Here is a 24,348-nt window from a genome sequence, read left to right on the forward strand (position 1 = left end):
ATGCGATTTCAACCGGGAATAAAAGCTGAAAAGACGCTTACAATAAATGAAATACAGCCTTGAAAGGGAGATGACAATTGAGCGAACTTTGGTACACAGAGAAGCAGACGAAAAACTTTGGCATTACATTGAAGGTTAATCAAACATTACATACAGAACAAACTGAGTTTCAGCATTTAGAAATGGTGGAAACAGAAGAGTTCGGCAACATGCTGTTTTTGGACGGTATGGTCATGACGTCAGAAAAAGACGAATTCGTTTATCACGAAATGGTGGCGCATGTGCCATTGTTTACGCACCCGAATCCTGAGCATGTGCTGGTTGTCGGCGGCGGTGACGGCGGCGTCATCAGAGAGATTCTGAAGCATCCGAGCGTGAAAAAAGCGACACTTGTTGATATTGACGGCAAGGTCATCGAATACTCTAAAAAGTTTCTTCCTTCTATTGCAGGAAAACTTGACGATCCGCGTGTTGACGTGCAAGTGGATGACGGATTTATGCACATTGCGAAATCTGAAAATCAATATGACGTCATTATGGTAGATTCAACTGAACCAGTCGGACCTGCTGTTAACCTGTTTACAAAAGGGTTCTATGCCGGAATCGCGAAGGCGCTGAAAGAAGACGGCATTTTCGTCGCTCAGACGGACAACCCATGGTTCACACCGGAATTAATCACAAATGTACAGCGTGACGTGAAGGAAATCTTCCCGATTACAAAGCTGTATACGGCGAACATTCCGACATACCCAAGCGGTTTGTGGACATTTACAATCGGTTCGAAAAAATATGATCCGCTTGAAGTGGAAGACAGCCGTTTCTTTGACATTGACACGAAATATTACACAAAAGATCTTCATAAAGCGGCGTTTGTTCTGCCGAAATTTGTGAGTGACCTGATTAAATAATGAATGTATGGCGCAGGAGCGAATCTTGCGCTTTTTTACAGGAAAGCGAGGGTTTTATAGATGAGATTTGATGAAGCTTATTCAGGAAAAGTATTTATCGCGAGCCGTCCAGAGTGGGAAGAGGCGGACGCCATCCTTTATGGCATGCCGATGGACTGGACAGTGAGCTATCGTCCGGGATCACGCTTCGGCCCGGGAAGAATCCGCGAAGTGTCAATCGGCCTTGAAGAATACAGCCCGTATCTGGACCGTGATCTGGCGGACCTGAACTTCTTTGACGCCGGCGACATTCCGCTGCCATTCGGCAACCCGCAAAAAAGTCTTGATATGATTGAAGAATATGTGGACAGCATTTTAGAAAAAGGGAAATTCCCAATGGGCATGGGTGGGGAGCACCTCGTGTCATGGCCTGTCATTAAAGCGATGTACAAGAAATACCCAGACCTGGCGATTATCCATTTTGACGCACATACAGATCTTCGCGTTGATTATGAGGGAGAACCGCTTTCTCACTCCACGCCGATCCGCAAAGCGGCAGAATTGATCGGACCGCAAAATGTGTATTCATTCGGAATTCGTTCCGGCATGAAAGAAGAGTTCGAATGGGCAAAGGAAAACGGCATGCACATCTCTAAGTTTGAAGTGCTTGAACCGCTGAAAGAGGTACTTCCGAAGCTGGCAGGCCGTCCGGTATATGTCACAATCGACATTGATGTATTAGACCCTGCACACGCACCGGGAACAGGAACTGTTGACGCCGGCGGCATCACGTCTAAAGAACTGCTTGCATCCGTGCATGAAATCGCGCGCTCAGAGGTACATGTGAAGGGCGCTGACTTAGTGGAAGTCGCACCAGTGTACGATCACTCAGAACAAACAGCAAACACTGCCAGCAAAATCATCCGTGAAATGCTGCTTGGGTTTGTAAAATAAGAGAAACATCCAGACTCTTGTCTGGATGTTTTTTGTTCCCATGCTTTGCAAACATCTTATTCAAGGTGGAAAGAGGGAACGAAAAAAACCGCCGATGAAGGCGGTCTTAGATCATAGCACGTTGTGCAACTTCAAAATGTTCTGTAGATGAATTTGATACTTCTACTGTGACAAATACAGCACTCACAGCTAAACAAGCGAGTAATAATTTATACTTCCATTTCATATAAATTCACCCCCCCTTGAATGTGCTGTCTTGCTTCTTCAACCTTTAAAAAATAAGTAGATGCTTTTTTGTAATTTTCCTTCTGATGATAATACTTAGCAACATCGAGTGCAAAGTCTTCAATATCAGCATACATCATTTTACTTTCAAGGAAAACAAAACATTTTTCTATTGCTTCTTCATCAGGTCCAGACAAGTATAAAGATTCCAAAAATTCAAACTCCATTAAGTACACAGTGTCTTCGGCAGCTATTGAATATTCTCTTCCTTTTTTATGATATTCACAAGCGTTATCAATCTTACCTAATTTAAAATAAATTTGTGTAATTAGGAAAAAGGCTTGTGGCAGTGAAGGTAGCATTTTCGATTCTTCAAAAACATGAATAGATTTTTTTACATACTCTATCGCTGATTCAAGGCTGTGTTGGTTTTGCTTGCAAAGTGCAATATTATAAAGCGTTCTTCCCATTAGCTGCGGCTGCTGTTCTGCTTCAGCAAGTGTATAAGCTTTTTGGAAATGAGCAATTGCTTTATCATACTGTTTCAGGTCCAAAAAGTTAGCTCCAAACAGGGACTGGCATTGAATCATTCTGATATCATATGTAGTTTGTTCATTGTATATTTCAAAGGCTTGACGTGCATAGTCCATGGACACATAAGTTTGCTTCATATAGTAATACACTTCTGACATTTTGAAAAAGAATTCAGCTTTATCAATTTTATCTTTAACAAAATTCAGTTTGCTCTCTGCTTTTTTAAAAAATTGAATGGCTAATATATATTCCCGGCGGTCCAGTTCGTACATACCTCTGAAGAAATTAAAGTAGTATTCAAGCAGTCCGGTTAAACGAGCCTGTTTTTTATCAATTTCAAGCAGCAAATCGGACAGTCGCGGCTGTTCCTCTATCCGCATTTTTTCTAACGGTTCAAGATACTCAAGCATCAGATTGTGCCGGAATTCCATCAGTGAATAATACAAATGAAGATCCTGGTCTTCTTCTATTTGGGCCAGCTCTTGTTTGATTTCTCTTCGTAAGTATTCCGCATCCGGTATGCTGAATCGGCGTATGTACATGTACCATTCATTAATCTTTTCTCCCACGGAAGAAGAAGATATGACACTTGTCACCTTTGAAAATCCCTCCCTTCACCATTCTATATATGTCATATTTTATCATTTTCATTCAGATCAAAAGCGCAAAAAAACCGCAATTTTTTTTTCGTTACACCGCATGGTAGCCGGAATTTCTTCAAAAACAGCTTTTACCCTCGGCTGTTTGTACAAGCAAACACATTCACCTTCCATATTCTGTTGTATCTGCGTGAGCAGTGTATGTTGAAAAGGAAGTGATGAAATGAGGAAAAACCAGCTTTCCTTTAAAGAAAAAGCAGAAGCTACACAAGATTGTTTGTGTTTTTGTGAGGAAGAAGTCAGCCGTGAAGCCATGTTTCAAGCGCCGATAGAAGTGCCCGAGGGGTTTGTTGTTGATCCGGCTGAGGCTGTTGCAAACGTCACATGGAATGCAGACAGCCTTTCTTGTGTCAGTGAACGCTGTTTAATTCAAACGGGGCCTGAGCCTGATGAGGTCGGTGTTCAATTTGCAGTCCGCCTGCAGGGAACCGTCACGCTTCTTGTCAGTGTCTCACCTGTGCGAAATCAATATGGACAAGGGGAGGGGGCTATTTCTGTCATTCACAATGCAGAGATCGATCAAGTTGTCTATTATTCTGATGAACCGGATGATTGCCCGGATATCAGTGACATCACGATCGAGAACCTTGTTGTCGTCCCGCCGTTTTACGGCAGTCCTTTATCGGTGACGGGAACGATTGTGCTTGTACCGGGACCGGAGCCTGTTTATGCGTTTACAGCGAATCCAGATGATCAGTCGGTTTCTGTGATTGATACCAATACTCATACCGTGGTGACAACGATTGCTCTTCCGTACGAGCCGACAGGTATTGAGATGACCCCGGATAAAAGCTCTGTGTTTGTCTTGCATTTTAACAATAATATGATTTCTGTCATCGATTATGACACATTGACTGTTACTGCATCCATACTGCTAAATCAGCCGCCTGAAACAATTAAATTTGGGCCTGAGCACGATTTCGCTTATGTTCTCGCCGGTAATGCCATTTATGTGATCAGAATAGAAACTTCAACTGTAGAAAGGTCTATTCCTGTTGAAGGGTATGATATTGCAATTGATCCTAATGGGTTGTTCGCCTATGTTCTTGATTTTGGTTTAGTGCAAAAAGTGGATTTATCTACCGGTGACGTTACAGGAACGATTGAACGAGAGCTTATTGTCAATTCTATAGAAACAAAGCCGCCGGAGCGGTATGCCTATGTATTAGAACAAGATCACTTCTTAAATTATTTGACGATTATTGATTTAGATACGTTTACGATCAGTAGCACCCAAGAGCTGGAGTATGAGGGTGAGTATCAAATGTTTAAGAGCGGTTCAGGATTGTATTTGTTTGATGGTTTCACTCACAATCTATATTCCGTCAGTCCAAGTGGTGCAGGCGTAATAGGAAATCTTCCGCAATCGGCAAGAGATTTTGCGTTTACCCCGAATGGCGAATTTCTGTATGCAACTCGTTTTATAGAGCAAAGCATCATTGTTTACAACACGGATGACTATTCTGTGGAAACTGTCATATCGCTTGGCGTTTCACCGAGTGACATTGCGATTTAACCAATTGTATATTGTGCCTTTCTAAAAGGGATGTGAAATCATGAAAAAGAATGACCTTTCTGCTTTACAGGAAAATTGTTTCTGTTTTTGTGATGAAGAAGATAGCCGTGAAGCATCATTTCAAGTTCCTATTGAAGTGCCGCTAGGTTTTACTGTTGATCCGGCTGAGGCAGTTGGGAACGTGACGTGGAATACTGATAATCTTGCATGTATCAGTGAACCTTGTATAACCGAGGCAGGGGTTGTTTATGGCATTCGCCTTCAAGGTACGATTGAATTATTGGTTAGTGTTGAACCCGTACGAAATGAATATGGACAGGGAGAGGCAGCAATCTCAGAGGTTCATACAGCGGAAATTGATCAAATTGTTTATTATTCCGGACAGGCAGAGGACTGTCCGGATCTGAGCCAAGTCACAGTAGAAAATATAGTGATTGTTCCACCTTTTTACGGAAATCCACTGACCGTAACGGGAACAATCATTCTAGTGCCGGAGCAGGAGAAACGTTCTTACGTGTTTACTGCCAATACTGGAGACAGCACGGTTTCAGTTATTGATGCAGAATTAAACACTGTTGTAAAAACGATTCCATTTTCTGCTGTCCCGACTAATTTAGGCGTTACTTTTGATAAAGCATACACGTACGTCCTTCATGGGAATACAAACCTTGTCTCAGTAATTGATAACAACACACTAACGATTATAAATACCATTACTGTTGGAGGAGGGCCTAGAAAGATTGAATTTGATGCAACAGACGAGTTCGCGTATGTGATGGCCGCTGGCTCTATTTATATAATTAACATGGCTTTCCAAACGGTGATTAATGTCTTCCCAGTACCTGGTGCCTCAGATTTTGCCCTAGATCCAAATGGACAGTTTGTCTATATCGCCAATACGAGTGGATGGTCGGTTGATCAATATGATGTGAATACAGGCCAGTTGGTAGCAAGTATCATTAATACATTTGAATATCCAAGCTTAATTCAAACCCCTTACGCTGGTAATTTTGCTTACGTGATGAATAATGAACTGTGGCCGAAAAATGTAACAGAAATCAGTTTGTCACCATTAAGCAGGGGAGGCGACTTTGACCGCCTATTTGACACCCTGAGGACGATTGTATTTTCTGCGGATAGCACTAGAGCTTACTTTTTAGAGACTTATAGTGAACCGTTTCTCATTGACAATTTACATGTCGTTGATACCGCTACACAAAACATCATTGCAAACGTATCATTTCCTAATGCCTTTGATTTAACAGTCACACCCGACAATCAATACATTTACGCGGCACAGCCCGGCGACAACACAGTGACCGTGTATCGCACAAGTGATTATACAGCCGTAACGGTCATTCCGGTTGGCGACGGTCCGTCTGCGATTGCGATGTAGCTTATTTCACAGATCGAGAGAAGCGGAACTGCGATAAGAGAATCGTTTATAAATAAAAGATCCGATCTGCTGGATGGCAGCTAAGATGATCAGAAACAGCAGTTCACTTATAGTAAAACTGAACATCCACCATATCCCGGCTCCTGTCAGCACGACCACTAGCACTTTTCTGAACAGGCTGCCATGCTGGAATAGCTGAAGCAAATACGTTCGCATATAAAACAATAAATACAGAATTAGTAACACCGCTAGCCCCATTGTAACGGCAGCGGGCGTGTGAAAGCTGAAGGGAACGGCTTTAACGATTTCGAACATGCAGCCGAAAACGCTGACTTGATACAATACAGCAGCCATCACATATGATTGTCGGATGCCCCTATAGCTGTCGCGCAGCAATTTTATATCGCCGGCATAACGGCTGCACAGCTTGCGATGCTGAAAGTCACAGCAGCTTTGATGAGACTGTGTGAGTTTCTGAAAAGCTGCTGTCATGTTTTTGACAGATTGCGTCACGTAGTGAAGATACAGATAGGCGGGCAGCATCAGTACTGATGCGGCACAAGCCAACAGCCCAAGGCGGGCGGCGTCATTTTTGATCAGCTGTACATATCGGCCCGCAGCTTCGGCGCCTGAGTGAAACCAGCCGAAGGAATAAGCCGCCATAGCCACAAACAGCAATAACACAGTAAAGACAGTGCTTTTTTTCATTGTGTCATCACTTCTTTCTGAGGCACATGAATGACTGCTTTGTTAGAAGAAACCATTGCTTCAATGAGAGCCAAGAAATCATGAGAATTCATCTGCTGAATGGTGCGGTAAAGGCCGAGAAACGAGCAATCATACTGTTCACACTCTGCCGCCCATTCAAAGCATTTACGCACGTAATCACTGTCATAGATGATCGCGTTGACGAAAGAATCCTTGCCGTATTCAAGCCAGGCTTCGGTACGGTTTTTCTGCTGCGTGATATAGTAAGATGCTACATCAATGTATGCGGAAGAATGTGCCCCTTTACTGTGAAGGATCAAAAAGCCGCCATCCTCTGATAAGTGAACATCCGCTGATAGGCTTTGGATATTCAAACGGTACGTTTGCCGGATCTCTTGAAAAAACGGCGAATCTATGTTGAACAGGATGCGAGAGGCAATGTCCCAGTACAGCTTCAATGTCAAAAGTCCGTTTTCTCCTGGGAGCGCCCCAATTTGTCTTCCGGTCCAAGTGTCTTCCGGCTGCTCCTCATCACCCTTTACGACTTTTTGTGAGAGGGGAGGGCATGCAGGAATGATTTTTCTGTCAGAGCGGCTGCCAGAGCGATTTTCCAGCCTGAGCTGAGAAGGCAAAAGAGTTTCCGCGTCTTCTGTGCCGCCGATCAGAAATAGCGTCATCTGATGGGGCTGGTAGGCGGCCGCATAGGCTTCCTGCAGATCACAGACCGTTAGAGCCTCAATGTCTTTTTTTCTGCCCGCGGGGAAGACTGCGGCTGGTGAGGCAGGAGACAGCATCTGGATTAGCTGATAATGGTAATGAAGCTGGTGGTTAAGAAGCGCCGTTTCTATTTCACTTGTAATCACGGCTTTTTCCTGAGCAATGATCTGCTCATCAAACGAGTGGTTCCATAAAGCGTCAAGCAGGATTGGAATGGTTTGTCTAAGCCGATCCGGCAATGAGGTAAACATGAAATTTGTATCAGTGTAAGTGGTGAATGCATTCAACAGCGCTCCTTGTTCAAAAAAATCACTATACAGATTCCGGCCGTTATGCCAAAAGAGGAGGTGTTCTAAAAAATGCGCTGTGCCATATGGCAGCAGCCTGCCGCCGGTTTCTGACTGTAAGCGGACATCCCGGCTTCCAAAGCCGGTTTTGACATTGCACAGTCTTAAATGGGCGCGGGGGAATTGTAACCTAAATATTTTCATTCCGTTGTCTGCGTATCTGATATCGGTTCGTTCATCCAGCTGTTGAAAAAAGGCTTCCTTTTCCATATCTCTCATCCCCTTACTACATGAGCTCCGATATATGTAAGTTTCTTTATGAATTGCAGCAAATCAAGGCAAGTGACCGCTGAGATGCTGTACAGCAAGTCTTCTTTTTTGCAAGAGAAACGGCGCAGGATTCCCATATAGGCTAAGAGCCCTTCAGGAGAATCAAATTGCAGCAGGATTTCATTGATTAAAAATTGCTTTGCCTTGTTTAATTCGGGTTCATCCGTGTGAAAACCTGATACAGCTTCCAATATTCTTGGAGGAATCTCGTTTTCATAAATCTGGTCGGTGCATACGGAAACAAGCAGCATATTGCTCATGATGTCATAGCGGGTGATCACATGGTAAACAGCCAAATCTTTTTCGCGAAAATGCCGAAATAAAGCGGAATGGCCGTACTTGCCGAGCAATCCGTCTATCAGCTGGATGGCTAAATAATCGCGGACATCTTTCATGTCTCCGCAGTCAAAGCCAAGTGTCATAACGGACGGTCCCGCTATGCTGCGTGTCTCTGTTTCAAAAATATGCTGATTCACAGGTTTTCTTACAGCAGACACGGCGGACGCCTTTGAGGCATGTCCCTGAACATCACATGACTGTATATTTCCTAATATGTTCAGCTGTTTCTGCTGAGAAAATAAATCAGCGATAAATTCCGACGCATCCAGAAAACGTTTAGGATGCACAGCCATTAGCTTTTCTTTTCGGCCAAACATAGCAGTGCCGTACATCGGGTTTCCAAAGGCTTCCTCCGCCAGACGGGCTGCTGAATAGGAGAACGGGTCAGCGAATTTCTTTTCCATTTTCAGCAGCAGTTCGGCTTTTGCCTTTTCCGCTGCGCTGGCAGAAAGAGAAACCGGAAAAGAGGACATGTCAACAAAAGTGTTCAGAAGAGTATCTGTTTGAAACCCCTCATCATATAACGGGTGAATCATGCGGGTCCCGTACGTTTTCAGCTGCTGGTCAAAAAAGAGATTTGCTGAATACATGAAGCGGCGGCCGGCGGCATAGCCGAAGGTGGCGATGATATTTTGCTTCTGGTGTGCAGCCGCGCCGTAAAAATAAATTGCTTCCTCCTCAGGTTCCGCCGCGCTTTCGATCGGCTTCAGAAAGCTCGCGGCGATCGAGATGGTTGAAAATTGATCAGTCGTCAGCAGGTTAACTTCCAAGCCGTTCTCTTTTTCCGCTTGTATCAAAGAAACCACCATCCTGTTTTTGCAGTAAATAGACAATGATCAGCCCGGCAATCGGAATGACTGCCAAGGAAATAACAGTGCCTGTTAAAGTTGCTAAAAAAAGAGGAATACAAAATACATAGGAACGGTATTTAGAGAAGCCGCTCCAGAGCTGCTGCTCCGTCTGCCAGCTGAAGGACGGCTTTTTTTCATCTGAAATTAACCGAATATAAGCCCCCGCCAGCAGCAATTCCATACACTGCAAAAAAGTCAAAAGTGAAATCGGCCGGCCGCTGATCAAGCCCATTATCATGGCAATCAAAATAAACCCGCCGGCCAATAAACCGGAATAAAAGCGATATTTCGCCCAAAGCATCGTTCTGCGTTTAATCGGAAGCGTGATCAGCAGCATCCGGTCATTTTTTTCAAGAGAATACAATAAAGCAATCGGTGAGCAGATCAGCAGGAGAGCGCTAATCACGATATAGACGACATGCTGATCGGCAATGCCGGTGTTCATCATCTGAAACGAAAAGAAGCCGCTGAATGCCCCCATCACAATATAATTTAACAGCATCGCTTTAGAGGAAATAAACCGGTTCCATTCTCTTTTATAAAACGAAAATTCTGATGTCCGCATAAAAGAATGCATCTTGCTCTGCTGCTGAGGCGCCTGCAAAAATGAAGGGAAGTCAATCACAATAGCCCAGAGCATGTGAATCGTACATAGCGGGATCGTCACGGCAGGCATCCAAGCCGCACTGAAGCACACGCAGGTGAATACCGCCGCATGCAACAGGAGTGCCGTTCTCCTTTTTTTGACAAAAAGATTGCTTAACAGAACGCCGAAAATAATTGAATAGACAGTAAAAAACGAAAATCTGCCGAGCCAATACAGGGTTTGTGCTCCTGACAGCGTTCCGTTTCCGAATAAGAACAGCGGTAAGATGAAAAAGAAGAGCGTCCTTCTCAAGCAAGTATCAACGAACAAAACCACACTCTGAGCGAGCCAGAAGCTCCGGGAAGAGATCGGCAACAGACAGCTCAGCTTCATGTAGGATTCCTTCCATTGGGATGTAACAGAGAGAAATACCATGTACGCATTCATAAACAGAAGCGCGAGTGTGATGTATGTTTTTCCTAAAGTTGATTCATCAATGCCTGCCTGGCGGATCAGCCCGATTTCAAACAAGGCCAGAACGGCAAGCCCTGCGGTGATACGAATGGCGTCTTTTTTTCCTTGGCGGCCGTAAAGCTGCTTGAACAGCAATGACAGAATCGGAAACAGGTTATTCATGGCCGATCACCTCAAAAAATTCACGCCGAAGATCGGTCTCCTCTCCAATCGGAATGACCTTCCGGATCTGTTTGTGATGAAGGATGGCCGCATAATCACAAAATCTCTGCACCACATCGAGCAGATGGGAAGAAAACAAAATCGTTCCGCCTGCCTTGCAATACTCTTTCATTTTCTGATAGAAGACCTCTATTGACTCCACATCCAAGCCGACAAGCGGCTCATCCAAAATAAACAGGGGAGCCCCGAGCAATAGCCCAGTCATCAACACAACCTTTTGCCTGTTGCCGAGGGACAGCTCGGAAATTCTCCGGTTTGTGTATTGGGAAAAGTGAAATTCCTCTGCCAAACTGTTAAACTGCTGCTCTGAGAAATCTTTCTGATACAGAGAATGAACGAAAGAAACATAGTCCTTCGCCGTAATTTCTGTAAAAAGAAGCGGATAATCGGCAGCGAAGTAGCGGCGGATCTTCAGCTCATCTGATGTTTTCTGCGGCATGCCGGCATTCGCTTCAATGCCGCACAGCGTAAAGTGTCCGCTGAAATTACGGTTAACCCCAGTCAGCGTATTGATCAGCGTTGTTTTTCCGGCGCCGTTTACCCCGAGCAGTCCGTAAACGGCGCCTTTTTCTAAATGTAAATCTACGTTTTCTAAGATAACGTTGTCTTGCTCGTACCACACGGATACATCGTGTATATCCAAAATGCTCATCGCGAGTCAGCCTTCCGCGCGCGCATACCGAAAATAATGGCGATAGCGATAGAAATCAGCGTAAACACATAATCGCTTTTTACGAAGTAGACGACCGCGCCGATGACAAAAATAATTGAAAGGATATACAGTAGAATTTTTCTTTGTGCTGGTGACAAATTGTTTCCCTCCTAAATAAGCTGGACCACATCTTCTAATTGTTCATTTTTGGCCCAGGAGCAGATGTTTTTTCTGTGGTATTTGTTGGAGTTCAGCCCTTTTAAGTAACAGCCTCCGCAATAGCCGCTGAACGGGCATTTGTCTTTCATGCAATGCTCGCTGAACCGCGGCGCCTGCGCTTTCCACAGTTTATGGACAAGAGGGGAGTCAAAGATGCTTTCATATGAATCATGAAATATATTTCCCAATGAAAATTCCTTCGGGAAGAGTGCGCACGGGCGTACTTCTCCGAACGGGCTGATCACAATCGATTTCCAGCCGGCGCCGCAGTTCGCCGCGCGTTTTCTTTCATACGGAATGATCGGGATCAAATCTTTAAATTCATCAATGACATTTTGCTCATACTCCATAAATTTGCGGTGCTGTTCGGCATCTTTCGTCGGATGGACAATATCTCTGCCTCTTCCGAAATCATCAACCCAATTGTAAGAGAACGCTTTCGCACCGAGATCGCGCACCTTTTGGGCCATGTCGTGGATTTCCCACATGTTTTTTTCGAAAACCGACATGGCGACTCTGACAAAAATACCATGATCACTCAACAATTTTATCGTTTTACAGGTTTGGGCAAAAGAGCCTTTTCTCCCTCTAAATGAATCATGCACGTCGGACTGTACGCTATCCAGTGATATGCCAACGATAATTTTTTGCTTATAGGCTTTTAACATCTCCAGGCTTTCTTTTCGCATCAGCGTTCCGTTGGTTAAGACGGCGACCTTTTTGAATTTCTTTAACACATATTCAAGAATCTCATTGGCGTTCGGATGAACGAAAATTTCGCCGCCTGTGATTTCACACGTTAAAACGCCGTTGTCATACAGCATATCAGCTGTTTTCTTAAATTGATCAATGGATACGGTGCCGAGCGCTTCCGGCGAGCTTTCTAAATAGCAGTGAGCGCACTTTAAATTGCAGCGGTGTGTCAGCTCAAATGTGGCATGCAGCGGCATTGGAAATTCATTGCTTCCGCTGGTGACGATTTTGTGAAAGCGTGCCCGGTTTTCAAGCTGAATGACCTGCTTATTCAAAAGCATGCTGAGCATGTCATAATACCAGTCCTTATGGTCTTCCGGCGACTCATCATATTTTGCGCATTGCTCTTCTAAAATCTGTTCAGCCGTTTTTTGACCGTCCATCAGCATACAAAGCTCGTAAGCCGTTTTGTTGAGATCTAAGTATTCAAAATCAGAGATCGAGACGTTATCACGCAAGTAGTCAATTTCCAGCACACCGCCCTCAGGCAACTGGTGGACTCTTACACTTTCATTAATAAATGGAAACATCTGCTCTATAAACAAAATACCATCCCCTATACATATGATTCAAATGTAAAAATCATTGTGTATGTATAACCAAGATGTAGATTTTAGTTAAATTTTGTATTTTAGTTAAAAAGGGCATAGTAATTTACTATGCCCTTTTCCGGAGAACCTTATCCCCAGAGACCGAATAGACCTGTTGCACCGGCAATTTCAAAATCAGGGATAGGGCCGTCCACTAAGCAAGCGGCTCCGATTGAGCATGTTGCACAACCTTTGTTTTCTACAATGACAGCTTTTTTCATAATTGAATCCTCCCTTTTTTTGTTTTTCTAGCAGATCTTTGATGTACTTTTATATTAAAACTATCAAATTACCAATTCAATACATATATTTTGAAGAAAATGTGAATTGTAAACGGTAGAATTCGGAAAAATGTAATATTTCCTCAAGGTAATTAGTGGTATGATTTTCTCTTCTATAAAGGAATTGCTTTTTCTGAGGTTTATCTTCAAATCTGATGAGCAATGATGGTAAGATAGAAGCAGTTGAAGTTTACAAACCGAATGATTATACTATTCAAGTCAAAGTGGAAAGATGAAAAGGACGTGTCAGAATGAAGCAAGAGACACCGATAACAATCCATGTGAAATCTGTAGTCGAGGATGACGGAAACGAAGAAGTGATCGAATTCCGCACCACCGGATTTTACTATGTGAAACAGAATAAAGTGTATCTATCTTATTATGAAGAACACGACTTAGGCAAAGTGAAAACGATTGTGAAAGTAAGCGAAGGCGAAGTGCTTGTCATGAGATCAGGCGCTGTCAAAATGAACCAGCGTTTTGTAACTGGAGCTTCCACAATCGCCAAATATAAAATGTCATTTGGTGAGCTTGAGCTGAAAACGAGCACAAAATCGATTCAATCTGATCTCGGCGAAGAAAAAGGCCGTATCAGTATCGCATATGATATGCATGTCGGAGACGAGCAGCAGCATTTACATAATATGACGATTACGTATGAGGGAGGAACTCACGCATGAACATTGCGGAACAAATGAAGGACGTGCTGAAAGAGGAAATTAAAGCAGCCGTTCTGAAAGCGGGACTGGCTGAAGAAAGCCAGATTCCTAACGTCGTTTTAGAAACACCGAAGGATAAAACACACGGCGATTATTCAACAAATATGGCGATGCAGCTGGCGAGAATCGCAAAAAAAGCGCCGCGCCAAATCGCTGAGGAGATTGTCACTTCTTTTGATAAAGGAAAGGCTTCTATTGAAAAGCTTGATATCGCCGGTCCTGGATTTATTAATTTCTATATGGACAATCAATATTTAACGAAGCTGATTCCATCTGTACTGGAAGCAGGGGAAGCATACGGGGAAACGAACATCGGAAACGGTGAACGAGTTCAGGTAGAATTCGTATCAGCGAATCCGACGGGAGACCTTCACCTCGGCCACGCGCGCGGTGCGGCTGTCGGCGATTCCTTGTGCAATGTTCTTGCAAAAGCGGGTTATGATGTGAGCCGCGAATACTACATTAACGATGCCGGAAACCAAATCAACAATCTGGCGCTCTCTGTTGAAGTCCGTTACTTTGAAGCACTCGGATTGGAAAAACCGATGCCGGAGGATGGCTACCGCGGCGAGGATATCATTGCGATCGGAAAGCGTCTCGCTGAGGAATACGGTGATCGTTTCGTTAACGAAGAGGAAAGTGAACGCCTTGCGTTTTTCCGTGAATACGGCCTGAAATACGAGCTGGAAAAGCTTCGCAAGGACTTGGAAAATTTCCGTGTACCGTTTGATGTGTGGTATTCAGAAACTTCACTGTACCAAAACGGAAAAATCGACAAGGCGCTTGAAGCGCTCCGTGAAAAAGGCCATGTCTATGAGGAAGACGGCGCGACTTGGTTCCGTTCCACAACGTTCGGCGATGACAAAGACCGCGTATTGATCAAGAAGGACGGCACATACACATACCTGCTTCCTGATATCGCGTACCATAAGGATAAGCTTGACCGCGGCTTTGATAAGCTGGTCAACGTATGGGGCGCCGACCATCACGGCTACATCCCGCGTATGAAAGCGGCAATCGAAGCGCTTGGCTATGAAAAAGGAACGTTGGAAGTAGAAATCATTCAGCTCGTGCACCTTTACAAAAACGGCGAGAAAATGAAAATGAGCAAACGGACGGGGAAAGCGGTAACGATGCGCGACCTGATTGACGAAGTCGGCTTGGATGCCGTGCGTTATTTCTTCGCGATGCGCAGCGCTGACACGCATATGGATTTTGACTTGGATCTTGCTGTATCAACATCTAACGAAAACCCTGTGTATTATGCGCAATACGCACATGCCCGCATTTGCAGCATGCTTCGCCAAGGGGAAGAACAAGGACTCACACCGGCGGCGGATCTAGATTTCAGCCCTATTCAATCAGAAAAAGAATATGATCTGCTGAAAACAATCGGCGGCTTCCCAGAGGCAGTGGCGGAAGCGGCGGAAAAACGAATTCCGCACCGTGTGACGAATTATATTTATGACTTGGCTTCAGCTCTGCACAGCTTCTATAATGCGGAGAAAGTCATCGACCCTGAAAACGAAGAGAAAAGCCGTGCGCGCCTAGCTTTAATGAAAGCAACGCAAATCACGCTGAACAACGCGCTTCAATTGATCGGCGTATCGGCTCCTGAAAAAATGTAATCATGCTGAAAGGACAAAGCCAGAGGGCTTTGTCCTTTTTTTTGTTACAGAATCGTGTGATATAGTTCACAAACTTCTTCACCGAGTTTTTGTATGATAAGGCTGATTATTGAATCAGTGAAAGGGGCAAGCCGAATGATTAACCGTCAACACTTTCAATTATCGCTGCAGTCATTGAGCTTGGTGGCAGGGTTTATGGTTTGGGTGCTGATTTCGTCACTTATCTCCCAGATCACATTAGATATTCATTTGAGCAAAGGCGAAATCTCCTTGGTAACGGCCATACCCGTTATATTAGGATCGCTTCTCCGTATTCCGTTGGGATATTTGACCAACAGATTTGGCGCGCGGATCATTTTTATGATCAGCTTTATATTGCTTTTATTCCCTGTATTTTGGATCAGTATTGCAGATTCTCTGTTTGATTTAATCGCGGGCGGTTTTTTCTTAGGGATTGGGGGAGCCGTTTTTTCCATTGGGGTTACATCTCTTCCGAAGTACTATCCTAAAGAAAAACATGGCGTTGTAAACGGTATATACGGCGCCGGGAATATCGGAACCGCGATCACTACATTTGCAGCTCCCGTGATTGCACAAGCGGCGGGGTGGAAAAGTACGGTGCAAATGTATATGGTCCTGTTGGCTTTATTTGCTTTGCTGCACTTTTTCTTCGGTGACCGGCATGAGAAGAAAGTGAAGGTGTCCGTAAAGACTCAAATCAAAGCTGTTTACCGAAATCATGTGCTGTGGTTTCTGAGTCTCTTTTATTTTATTACGTTTGGCGCCTTTGTCGCGTTTACAATCTATCTGCCAAACTTTCTTGTTGAACAGTTTGATCTGAGTCCTGCGGATGCCGGGCTGAGGACGGCAGGTTTTATTGCTGTATCCACGCTGCTCAGGCCCGCGGGCGGGTGGCTGGCTGATAAAGTGAGTCCGCTCCGCATCCTGATGTTTGTCTTTGCCGGCCTAACATTATCGGGCGTGATTCTGTCGTTTTCGCCGACGATCGGCATTTATGCCTTTGGGGCGCTAACGGTTGCGGTGTGCTCAGGGATTGGAAACGGGACGGTTTTTAAACTGGTTCCTTTCTATTTTTCTAAACAAGCGGGAATTGCCAACGGAGTTGTGTCTGCCATGGGCGGATTAGGCGGTTTTTTCCCTCCGCTGATCCTAGCGAGTGTATTTCAGGCGACGGGACAATACGCCATCGGATTTATGGCGCTTTCGGAAGTCGCGTTAGCAAGCTTTGTCATTGTCATATGGATGTATTGGCAGGAAAGAATGAAAACACATACAGAGAGAAGCGGGCACAGCGTAAACTGAAGGGCCGCCAGCGACTGGGAATTCACGAGATTGTAAGTTTTTTCTGAAAAGCACAAATGATTTCACGTTACAATAAATACACAACGTGACTTTTCTTCGAGGTGAGCTCATGAACTTTCTCTCTGTTCGAACATCTGATAAGGATCATATTTCCAGTGATCTTCATCAATTGCTGGAATCCATCAGCACAAAAAGAAAAATCGAAAAACACACATACCTGTTTCGAGAAGGAATGGATGCAGAAGAGCTTTATCTGATTCAGTCAGGACTCGTTGAAATCGGGAAGCTAACGTCTGACGGCAAAGACCTGACGCTTAGAATCTGCCAAAAAAATGATATTGTCGGTGAATTAACACTTTTCACAGAAGAACCGAGATATATGCTCAGTGCAAAAGTGCTGGAGGATGGCGAAGTGCTTGTCATCAATAAAGGCAGACTTGAAAAGGAACTAATCCACAATGGTGCTTTGACATTTGAATTTATGAAATGGATGAGCACCCATTTGCGCAAAATTCAATCCAAAATCAGAGACCTTCTTCTTCATGGCAAAAAAGGGGCACTCTATTCCACCCTTATCCGCTTGTCAAACAGCTATGGAGTGAACCGGAGTGACGGCATTCTCATTAACATTGCCCTGACAAACCAGGATTTGGCGAAATTTTGCGCGGCGGCAAGAGAGAGCGTCAACCGCATGCTGGGTGATCTCCGCAAACAAGGGGTTATTTCAATAGAGGAATCCGGAAAGATTGTACTGCATCAGCGGGACTATTTACGGTGTGAGATTGAGTGCGAACATTGCCCGTTAGAGATTTGCAATATTGATTAAGTGGAAACAAGGACAGCAATATGTCCTTGTTTTTATCTTGTTAGCTAAATGCACATGATGGCGAAAAAGAAGCACGCATTGACGATTTCAAGAATGCCGATCGTTTGAACAGGCCACTTCTTTCCGTGAAAAAACCAAGCACGCAAACTGCTGGGGATAAAGGCGAGAACGGCCCAGCCCGCGCCGAAAGCTGCGGAAAGCAAGGGGAGGATCAGGTGATAGACCCACGACCAGTAGGCAAATCCTCGATTATTCTTCTCCCGGATCACCGACTTCACATAAAATGAACTTCCGATAAAAAACAAAGCAGATTGTGCAAAAATAAACCATGCCCAGCCGTTAAGGGTTTCCGTCCCCAGCCAACAGCTGGCGAATCCTCCTGCACAAAAGAAAAAGACGCCCGCAAAATCATTCAGCAGCGCTCGTTCATTTTTTCGCCGGGCATAATACACATGAATGAGAAACAGCGGAAGCAAAGAAAAGGCAAGCCAGATAAAAGACGGCTTATGGATGACAGCGGCAAGCAAAAAGCTGCAGGCTGGAACACTGTAATAAAATATCCACTTTTGATAGGCGTTGATTTGTTTCTTTTTTAATGCCAGCGTAACAGGATAAACAGCCAAATAAAGAAACAGCCAGCCTAAAAATAGGGGAATATGCCAAAGAACCGCTCCTCCCTTCACCATACCGAGGCAAAATGGAATGAGCAGCATGGCCCAAGCGCCGTGCTGCTTCGGAATAAGCGCCTTCATCGAAACACTCCTTTCTTGCTTCATTATAAAAGCGACAATACCGCCAATAAGTGACATTCATCATATCATCTGTGAAATACATCACTGCTGTCATGGATCGGCCGGGCTACACTAAAGCTATCCTTAGCACAGGAGGCTTCCCTATGAATCAGTGTGACTACTTATTTTTTTTGAAACAACTTCCTATGTTTAATGAAGTGCCTCTACCCATTGTCGAAACATTGCTGAATAACGGGACGTTTATCCGCGGGTCATGTGATCAGGATCCATCTTTTCTCCATTCTCAATCCATTTATATTGTATTAAAAGGCAGTATTCGTTTTATTGACAGCAGGCTGCCTGAAGGGTCGCAAACCGTTGCGCTGTGGGAAAAAGGCGATGTGTTTCCCGTCGATCAAAAAGGCGGGCTGTTCTTATCTCCATTCATTTCAGTCCGCACATCCGAAGACATTCTTATGCTCAATATCCCTTTTTACATATTAAAAAAAATCATGTCCTATTACCCGAAGCTGCAGATGAATTTTCTGGTGATGCTCCAGCAAAATGTCTTTTTCTCTTATGAGCTGTTTTTGCGTTATCTGCATAGATCTCAGGATGAAAACGCTGAACCCGATTCCTAAAAGGAGTCGGGTTTTTTGATCAGTCTTTCCATTCCTTCTTCTTCATGTGAACTTTCTGTGAAAAAAGGGGAGTGTGTGACATAGTTCACAAGGAAATATCCTGCCTCTGTATATAGTGAACTTAGAATACCTGACTCGGAAGGAGTGAAATACTCATGAAAAAAAAGAAAATGAGTCCGCTGGTTAGGAGATTAAACTATTTCTCTCCTATTGAGCATCAATCAAATAAACATAGTCAAACAACCTATGAAGATCGTGATTGGGAGAATGTATACAGAAACAGATGGCAGTACGATAAGGTCGTCCGCTCCACCCACGGCGTTAACTGCACAGGGTCCTGCAGCTGGAATATATACGTGAAAAACGGCATCGTCACGTGGGAAGGGCAAAACCTGAATTATCCGTCAACCGGCCCGGATATGCCTGATTTCGAACCGAGAGGCTGTCCGCGAGGGGCCAGTTTTTCATGGTATATCTACAGCCCGCTCCGTGTGAAATATCCATACGTGCGCGGTGTGCTGATCAATTTGTGGCGTGAAGCATTGCAGGCTCATCAAAACCCTTTGGAAGCATGGAAATCGATTGTTGAAAATCCGGATAAAGCGAAGTCCTATAAACAGGCGCGGGGAAAAGGCGGTTTTGTGCGCGCTGAATGGCCGGAGGTGCTGAAGCTGATTTCGGCCTCTCTGCTCTATACAGTCATGAAATACGGGCCTGACCGGAATGTTGGCTTTTCCCCGATTCCGGCCATGTCCATGATCAGCCACGCGTCAGGCTCGCGGTTTATGTCTTTGATTGGCGGCCCTATGCTCAGTTTCTATGATTGGTATGCGGATCTTCCGCCGGCATCCCCGCAAATCTGGGGCGACCAGACAGACGTCCCGGAAAGCAGTGATTGGTACAACTCAGGCTATATCATCACATGGGGCTCCAATGTCCCGCTCACAAGGACGCCTGATGCGCACTTTTTGGCAGAAGCGCGCTATAAAGGGGCAAAAGTCATCTCAATCAGCCCGGATTTCGCGGAATCCTCAACATTTGCGGATGACTGGCTGAGCATTCGCCAAGGAACAGACGGCGCGCTTGCGATGGCGATGGGGCATGTGATCTTGCAGGAGTTTTACGTTAATCAGAAGACAGAGCGTTTCATAGAGTACGCAAAGCAATACACGGATTTCCCGTTCTTTGTCACTCTAACTAAAGAGGATGGCGTGTATACAGCCGGGCGTTTTCTTCATGCAAAGGACATCGGGCGGCAGACGGGGCATGATCAGTGGAAGCCTGCGGTGTGGAATGAACGTACAAGCGCATTCGCGATCCCGCAAGGAACAATGGGCTCCCGCTGGGACGGCCAAAAGAAATGGAACCTGCACATGATAGATGAAGAAACAGGCGAACTGATTGAACCCCGGCTCTCAGTGCTCGGCATAGAGGACGAAATCGGCACGGTTCGAATCCCTTATTTCTCAAATGAGGGAAACAGAGTGCTTGAGCGCGATCTTCCCATTAAGAAACTAAACCTGAATAATGAAGACGTATATGTCACAACCGTTTTTGATTTAATTCTGGCAAACTATGGCGTCAATCGGGGAATCGGGCAGAAATCAGCCGCCTCGTTTGATGATGCTGAGCCGTTTACACCCGCCTGGCAAGAACAGGTAACAGGGATCAAAAGGGAGATGGTCGTTAAAATTGCCAGAGAGTTTGCCCAAAATGCGATCGATACAGAGGGCCGTTCCATGATTATTGTAGGAGCGGGTATTAATCACTGGTTCAATTCCGATACGATATACCGCGCTGTGTTAAATCTTGTGTTATTAGTAGGCGCCCAAGGTGTTAACGGCGGAGGCTGGGCTCATTATGTGGGTCAGGAAAAACTTCGCCCTGCTGAAGGCTGGCAGACGATCGCCAACGCTAAGGATTGGGAGGGGGCGCCAAAGCTGCAAAACGGCACTTCATTTTTCTACTTTGCGACAGATCAGTGGCGCTACGAGGATCAGCCGGTCAGTGACTTGGCATCACCGATCGCGGCATCCTCCCGCTACAAGCATCACGCTGACTACAATGTGCTGGCGGCAAGACTCGGATGGCTTCCGTCTTATCCGACATTTGATAAAAACGGAATTGACCTGTACAAAGAAGCTGAAAAAGCGGGGGCAACAACACCTGAAGACGTTGGTGCGTACGTGGCCTCACAGCTTCAAGAGAAAAATCTGAAATTCGCCATTGAAGATCCTGACAATGAAGTGAATTTCCCAAGAAATCTCTTTGTATGGCGGGCGAATCTGATTTCCAGTTCGGGAAAAGGGCATGAATATTTCCTCAAGCATCTCTTGGGAACGACGAACGGCTTGATGAATGACGACAGCGACAGCATCCGTCCTGAAGAAATCAAATGGAGGGAGCAGGCTCCGGAAGGAAAGCTCGATTTGTTAATCAATCTTGATTTCCGAATGGCCGGTACCGCGCTGTATTCCGATATCGTGCTTCCAGCGGCGACATGGTATGAAAAACACGATCTCAGCAGCACCGATATGCATCCGTTCATTCATCCTTTTGCTCCGGCGATCTCAGCTCCGTGGGAATCGAAGTCAGACTGGGATATTTTCAAGGCGCTGTCTAAAGCCGTTTCTGAGCTGGCAGAAGAAGTCGATATGGACCCGGTGAAAGAAGTAGTCGCGACGCCGCTCCTTCACGATACCATGCAGGAATTGGCCCAGCCGTTCGGCAAAATCAATGACTGGAGCAAAGGCGAATGTGAAGCCGTCCCGGGGAAAACGATGCCGAACATTCAAGTCGTTGAAAGGGACTACAAGCAAATCTTTCATAAAATGACTGCGCTCGGCCCAAACGCCGCCTTAAAACCGAGCGGAACAAAAGGCATGAGCTGGTCGATTGCCGATGAATATGAATCACTCAAAAAGAGATTGGGAGAAATCATTTCGGACAGCGTTGCAAAGGGGTGTCCGAATATAAGTGAAGCAAAGCAGGCGGCAGAAGCGATTTTAACCCTATCGTCCACTTCTAATGGGAAAGTTGCCGTAAAAGCATGGGAATCGCTTGAAAACATCACAAACCTGGAGCTGAAAGACCTGGCGGAAGAACGGGAGGAAGAATGCTTTACGTTTGAACAAATTACAGCCCAGCCGAAAACGGTCATTACCTCTCCGGCATTTACCGGCTCAGAAAAAGGGGGCCGCAGGTACTCGCCGTTTACGACGAACGTAGAAAAATTAATTCCGTGGCGAACACTGACCGGAAGGCAATCTTATTATGTCGATCATGAACTGATGATGGAATTCGGGGAAACGATGGCGACCTTTAAACCGATCCTCCAGCATCGTCCGTTTCTAAGCAAGCGGCCTGATCAAGAGGGCAAAGAAATCGTTCTCAATTATTTGACGCCGCATAATAAATGGTCTGTCCATAGCATGTATTTTGATTCCTTGCCGATGCTTACGCTATTTCGCGGCGGGCCTACGGTATGGATGAATAAAGATGATGCGGGGGATGCGGATATCAAAGACAACGATTGGATTGAATGCTTTAACCGAAATGGGGTTGTCGTAGCGAGAGCGGTGCTGTCTCACCGGATACCAAAAGGAATGGCGTTTATGCATCATGCCCAAGACCGCCATATCAACGTGCCCGGCACAAAACTGACCAATAACCGCGGAGGCACCCATAACAGTCCGACAAGAATTCACGTCAAGCCGACACAGATGATCGGCGGTTATGCCCAGCTCAGCTACGGCTTTAACTACTACGGACCTACGGGGAATCAACGTGATCTGAATGTGGTCATCCGCAAGCTGAAGGAGGTCGATTGGCTTGAAGATTAAAGCGCAAATCGGAATGGTCATGAACTTAGATAAATGCATCGGCTGCCACACGTGCAGCGTAACCTGCAAAAACACATGGACAAACCGTTCCGGTGCCGAATATATGTATTTCAATAATGTAGAAACAAAGCCGGGTATCGGCTACCCGAAGCAATGGGAGGATCAGGACAAATATAAAGGCGGCTGGACCTTAAAAAAAGGAAAGCTCGAGCTGAAATCAGGCCCGAAAACCAACCGCCTTGCAAATCTTTTCTATAATCCGAATCAGCCAACCATTGATGATTACTACGAGCCTTGGAACTATGATTATGAAACGCTGACTAACAGTCCGCAGAAAAAACACCAGCCTGTAGCGCGGCCAAAATCGTCGCTGACGGGAGATTTTATGAATATTGAATGGGGGCCGAACTGGGAGGATGATCTGGCGGGCGGCCACATTACGGGGCTTGAAGATCCAAACGTTCAAAAGATGGAGGAGTCTATTAAAACGGAATTCGATGAAGTTTTTATGATGTATCTTCCGCGTATCTGCGAGCATTGCATCAACCCGGCGTGCGTGTCCTCTTGTCCGTCCGGTGCCATGTACAAACGCGAGGAAGACGGTATTGTACTCGTGGATCAAAACGCATGCCGTTCATGGAGATACTGTGTTTCATCCTGCCCTTATAAAAAAGTGTATTTTAACTGGCAAACGAACAAAGCCGAAAAATGCACCCTCTGCTTTCCGCGTTTGGAGGCGGGACTGCCGACCATCTGCTCTGAGACATGCGTGGGGAGAATCCGTTATTTGGGCGTCATGCTGTATGACGCGGATAAGGTGGAGGAAGCGGCATCTGCTGAAAATGAAAAGGATCTCTATCATTCTCAATTAGAAGTGTTTCTTGATCCGAATGATCCCGAGGTTGCTAAACAAGCAAAAGAACAGGGCATCCCGACAGAATGGATAGAGGCTGCACAGCAATCGCCCATTTATAAGATGATCATCGAATGGAAGATTGCGCTGCCGCTTCATCCTGAGTACCGTACGCTGCCGATGGTTTGGTACATTCCACCTTTGAGCCCGATCATGAATGTCTTTGAAGGAGAGGGAAGCCGGCAAACAGCGGAAGACATTTTTCCGGCTATTGACCAAATGAGAATTCCGATTGACTATTTGGCGCAGCTATTAACGGCAGGTGATACAGATCATATTCGGTCGACATTAAAGAAAATGTCTGTCATGCGCCAGTATATGAGATCGGTCCAGACGAATAAATCCATCGACCCGGCACTGATCTCCAGCGTCGGCTTAACAGCACAGCAAATTGAAGACATGTATCGGCTGCTTGCGATCGCCAAATATGATGACCGCTTTGTGATTCCGAGCAGCCACCGTGAAGACATTTCTGATTTATACACTGAACAAGGGAGCTGCGGCTTATCATTTTCCGGCGGCCCGGGCTCTTGTTTCTAACTTTT

General features: G+C 45.3%; 22 protein-coding genes and 1 pseudogene. 11 read left to right on the forward strand and 12 right to left on the reverse strand.

What is annotated here, in order from left to right; all coding sequences use genetic code 11:
• The first annotated feature begins 77 nt into the window (after window positions 1-77).
• Together speE and speB are read left to right on the forward strand one after the other, a co-directional pair.
• Entirely contained in the window at window positions 78-908 is an 831-nt protein-coding gene (gene speE, locus LJF29_RS11505; protein WP_229148621.1) for a spermidine synthase, read from the forward strand.
• Window positions 909-968: 60 nt separating this feature from the next.
• Window positions 969-1,841: an agmatinase gene (gene speB, locus LJF29_RS11510; protein ID WP_010332291.1), complete on the forward strand. Its 873-nt coding sequence runs from the start codon at window positions 969-971 to the stop codon at window positions 1,839-1,841.
• Between the two features lie 106 nt (window positions 1,842-1,947).
• Here the strand turns inward: speB and LJF29_RS11515 are convergent, their stop codons facing one another.
• Window positions 1,948-2,067: a PhrC/PhrF family phosphatase-inhibitory pheromone gene (locus LJF29_RS11515; RefSeq protein WP_229148623.1), complete on the reverse strand. Its 120-nt coding sequence runs from the start codon at window positions 2,065-2,067 to the stop codon at window positions 1,948-1,950.
• Window positions 2,051-3,196, reverse strand: coding sequence for a tetratricopeptide repeat protein (locus LJF29_RS11520; RefSeq protein ID WP_168749007.1), 1,146 nt, complete (start codon window positions 3,194-3,196; stop codon window positions 2,051-2,053). Before LJF29_RS11520 ends, LJF29_RS11515 begins: the two co-directional genes overlap by 17 nt.
• A 226-nt stretch (window positions 3,197-3,422) precedes the next feature.
• On the opposite strand from LJF29_RS11520, the gene LJF29_RS11525 reads away from it, so the two are divergent.
• A complete protein-coding gene (locus tag LJF29_RS11525) occupies window positions 3,423-4,775 on the forward strand; it encodes a YncE family protein (RefSeq protein WP_229148625.1) in 1,353 nt (450 codons plus the stop codon).
• 40 nt (window positions 4,776-4,815) lie between these two features.
• Window positions 4,816-6,171 carry a YncE family protein gene (locus tag LJF29_RS11530; protein ID WP_229148626.1) on the forward strand — a complete coding sequence of 452 codons (1,356 nt, stop codon included), beginning with the start codon at window positions 4,816-4,818 and terminating at the stop codon, window positions 6,169-6,171.
• A gap of 6 nt (window positions 6,172-6,177) precedes the next feature.
• On the opposite strand, the gene LJF29_RS11535 is transcribed toward LJF29_RS11530, so the two are convergent.
• The 9 genes and pseudogenes from LJF29_RS11535 to sboA form a co-directional block, all read right to left on the reverse strand.
• Window positions 6,178-6,879, reverse strand: a complete 702-nt coding sequence (locus LJF29_RS11535; RefSeq protein WP_229148627.1) for a bacteriocin biosynthesis protein AlbG — start codon at window positions 6,877-6,879, stop codon at window positions 6,178-6,180.
• Entirely contained in the window at window positions 6,876-8,153 is a 1,278-nt protein-coding gene (locus LJF29_RS11540; RefSeq protein ID WP_229148629.1) for a M16 family metallopeptidase, read from the reverse strand. The genes LJF29_RS11535 and LJF29_RS11540 overlap by 4 nt, the downstream gene beginning before the upstream one ends.
• Before the next feature lie 5 nt (window positions 8,154-8,158).
• Complete coding sequence (locus LJF29_RS11545) at window positions 8,159-9,322, reverse strand: insulinase family protein (protein WP_229148695.1); 1,164 nt, start codon at window positions 9,320-9,322, stop codon at window positions 8,159-8,161.
• On the reverse strand, window positions 9,312-10,625 hold the full coding sequence (locus tag LJF29_RS11550; RefSeq protein WP_229148630.1) for a bacteriocin biosynthesis protein AlbD: 1,314 nt from the start codon (window positions 10,623-10,625) through the stop codon (window positions 9,312-9,314). The genes LJF29_RS11545 and LJF29_RS11550 overlap by 11 nt, the downstream gene beginning before the upstream one ends.
• Window positions 10,618-11,337, reverse strand: coding sequence for an ATP-binding cassette domain-containing protein (locus LJF29_RS11555; RefSeq protein ID WP_010332280.1), 720 nt, complete (start codon window positions 11,335-11,337; stop codon window positions 10,618-10,620). Before LJF29_RS11555 ends, LJF29_RS11550 begins: the two co-directional genes overlap by 8 nt.
• Window positions 11,334-11,495, reverse strand: a complete 162-nt coding sequence (albB, locus tag LJF29_RS11560) for an antilisterial bacteriocin subtilosin biosynthesis protein AlbB (protein WP_010332279.1) — start codon at window positions 11,493-11,495, stop codon at window positions 11,334-11,336. Before albB ends, LJF29_RS11555 begins: the two co-directional genes overlap by 4 nt.
• A gap of 12 nt (window positions 11,496-11,507) precedes the next feature.
• Entirely contained in the window at window positions 11,508-12,854 is a 1,347-nt protein-coding gene (albA, locus tag LJF29_RS11565; RefSeq protein ID WP_229148632.1) for a subtilosin maturase AlbA, read from the reverse strand.
• Between the two features lie 37 nt (window positions 12,855-12,891).
• Window positions 12,892-13,032, reverse strand: a pseudogene (locus tag LJF29_RS21315) (bacteriocin biosynthesis protein).
• The gene (gene sboA, locus LJF29_RS11575; protein WP_003222002.1) at window positions 12,989-13,120 is read right to left on the reverse strand and encodes a subtilosin A; all 132 of its coding nucleotides are present in this window, start codon (window positions 13,118-13,120) and stop codon (window positions 12,989-12,991) included. The pseudogene LJF29_RS21315 and the gene sboA overlap by 44 nt, the downstream one beginning before the upstream one ends.
• Window positions 13,121-13,431: 311 nt before the next feature.
• Here sboA and LJF29_RS11580 point away from each other — a divergent pair, with 311 nt between their 5' ends.
• The 4 genes from LJF29_RS11580 (at window position 13,432) to LJF29_RS11595 (ending at window position 17,676) form a co-directional block, all read left to right on the forward strand.
• Entirely contained in the window at window positions 13,432-13,860 is a 429-nt protein-coding gene (locus LJF29_RS11580) for a DUF1934 domain-containing protein (RefSeq protein ID WP_010332277.1), read from the forward strand.
• The gene (gene argS, locus LJF29_RS11585; protein WP_229148633.1) at window positions 13,857-15,527 is read left to right on the forward strand and encodes an arginine--tRNA ligase; all 1,671 of its coding nucleotides are present in this window, start codon (window positions 13,857-13,859) and stop codon (window positions 15,525-15,527) included. The genes LJF29_RS11580 and argS overlap by 4 nt, the downstream gene beginning before the upstream one ends.
• 135 nt (window positions 15,528-15,662) lie before the next feature.
• Window positions 15,663-16,850, forward strand: coding sequence for a nitrate/nitrite transporter (locus tag LJF29_RS11590; RefSeq protein WP_010332275.1), 1,188 nt, complete (start codon window positions 15,663-15,665; stop codon window positions 16,848-16,850).
• 109 nt (window positions 16,851-16,959) lie between these two features.
• On the forward strand, window positions 16,960-17,676 hold the full coding sequence (locus tag LJF29_RS11595) for a Crp/Fnr family transcriptional regulator (RefSeq protein ID WP_229148634.1): 717 nt from the start codon (window positions 16,960-16,962) through the stop codon (window positions 17,674-17,676).
• A 44-nt stretch (window positions 17,677-17,720) separates the two neighbouring features.
• On the opposite strand, the gene LJF29_RS11600 is transcribed toward LJF29_RS11595, so the two are convergent.
• Window positions 17,721-18,428, reverse strand: coding sequence for a YwiC-like family protein (locus tag LJF29_RS11600; RefSeq protein WP_229148636.1), 708 nt, complete (start codon window positions 18,426-18,428; stop codon window positions 17,721-17,723).
• Between the two features lie 143 nt (window positions 18,429-18,571).
• Between LJF29_RS11600 and LJF29_RS11605 the strand changes: the two genes are divergently transcribed.
• The 3 genes from LJF29_RS11605 (at window position 18,572) to narH (ending at window position 24,343) form a co-directional block, all read left to right on the forward strand.
• Window positions 18,572-19,048 carry a Crp/Fnr family transcriptional regulator gene (locus LJF29_RS11605; protein ID WP_229148637.1) on the forward strand — a complete coding sequence of 159 codons (477 nt, stop codon included), beginning with the start codon at window positions 18,572-18,574 and terminating at the stop codon, window positions 19,046-19,048.
• Window positions 19,049-19,203: 155 nt separating this feature from the next.
• The gene (locus LJF29_RS11610) at window positions 19,204-22,890 is read left to right on the forward strand and encodes a nitrate reductase subunit alpha (RefSeq protein WP_229148638.1); all 3,687 of its coding nucleotides are present in this window, start codon (window positions 19,204-19,206) and stop codon (window positions 22,888-22,890) included.
• Complete coding sequence (gene narH / locus LJF29_RS11615; protein ID WP_168748995.1) at window positions 22,880-24,343, forward strand: nitrate reductase subunit beta; 1,464 nt, start codon at window positions 22,880-22,882, stop codon at window positions 24,341-24,343. Before LJF29_RS11610 ends, narH begins: the two co-directional genes overlap by 11 nt.
• The last annotated feature ends 5 nt before the right edge of the window (window positions 24,344-24,348 follow it).

Source organism: Bacillus sp. LBG-1-113 (genome assembly GCF_020708615.1).
Lineage (GTDB): Bacteria > Bacillota > Bacilli > Bacillales > Bacillaceae > Bacillus > Bacillus mojavensis.

What these genes read in the sequence shown, in the direction of transcription:
- LJF29_RS11530 (WP_229148626.1), top strand. Translation starts at nt 4,816, where the DNA reads ATGAAAAAGAATGACCTTTCTGCTTTACAGGAAAATTGTTTCTGTTTT.
- speB (WP_010332291.1), top strand. Translation starts at nt 969, where the DNA reads ATGAGATTTGATGAAGCTTATTCAGGAAAAGTATTTATCGCGAGCCGT.
- LJF29_RS11515 (WP_229148623.1), bottom strand. Translation starts at nt 2,067, where the DNA reads ATGAAATGGAAGTATAAATTATTACTCGCTTGTTTAGCTGTGAGTGCT.
- LJF29_RS11580 (WP_010332277.1), top strand. Translation starts at nt 13,432, where the DNA reads ATGAAGCAAGAGACACCGATAACAATCCATGTGAAATCTGTAGTCGAG.
- LJF29_RS11525 (WP_229148625.1), top strand. Translation starts at nt 3,423, where the DNA reads ATGAGGAAAAACCAGCTTTCCTTTAAAGAAAAAGCAGAAGCTACACAA.
- LJF29_RS11550 (WP_229148630.1), bottom strand. Translation starts at nt 10,625, where the DNA reads ATGAATAACCTGTTTCCGATTCTGTCATTGCTGTTCAAGCAGCTTTAC.
- LJF29_RS11610 (WP_229148638.1), top strand. Translation starts at nt 19,204, where the DNA reads ATGAAAAAAAAGAAAATGAGTCCGCTGGTTAGGAGATTAAACTATTTC.
- LJF29_RS11600 (WP_229148636.1), bottom strand. Translation starts at nt 18,428, where the DNA reads ATGAAGGCGCTTATTCCGAAGCAGCACGGCGCTTGGGCCATGCTGCTC.
- argS (WP_229148633.1), top strand. Translation starts at nt 13,857, where the DNA reads ATGAACATTGCGGAACAAATGAAGGACGTGCTGAAAGAGGAAATTAAA.
- LJF29_RS11605 (WP_229148637.1), top strand. Translation starts at nt 18,572, where the DNA reads ATGAATCAGTGTGACTACTTATTTTTTTTGAAACAACTTCCTATGTTT.
- sboA (WP_003222002.1), bottom strand. Translation starts at nt 13,120, where the DNA reads ATGAAAAAAGCTGTCATTGTAGAAAACAAAGGTTGTGCAACATGCTCA.
- LJF29_RS11590 (WP_010332275.1), top strand. Translation starts at nt 15,663, where the DNA reads ATGATTAACCGTCAACACTTTCAATTATCGCTGCAGTCATTGAGCTTG.
- LJF29_RS11595 (WP_229148634.1), top strand. Translation starts at nt 16,960, where the DNA reads ATGAACTTTCTCTCTGTTCGAACATCTGATAAGGATCATATTTCCAGT.
- LJF29_RS11535 (WP_229148627.1), bottom strand. Translation starts at nt 6,879, where the DNA reads ATGAAAAAAAGCACTGTCTTTACTGTGTTATTGCTGTTTGTGGCTATG.
- LJF29_RS11540 (WP_229148629.1), bottom strand. Translation starts at nt 8,153, where the DNA reads ATGGAAAAGGAAGCCTTTTTTCAACAGCTGGATGAACGAACCGATATC.
- LJF29_RS11555 (WP_010332280.1), bottom strand. Translation starts at nt 11,337, where the DNA reads ATGAGCATTTTGGATATACACGATGTATCCGTGTGGTACGAGCAAGAC.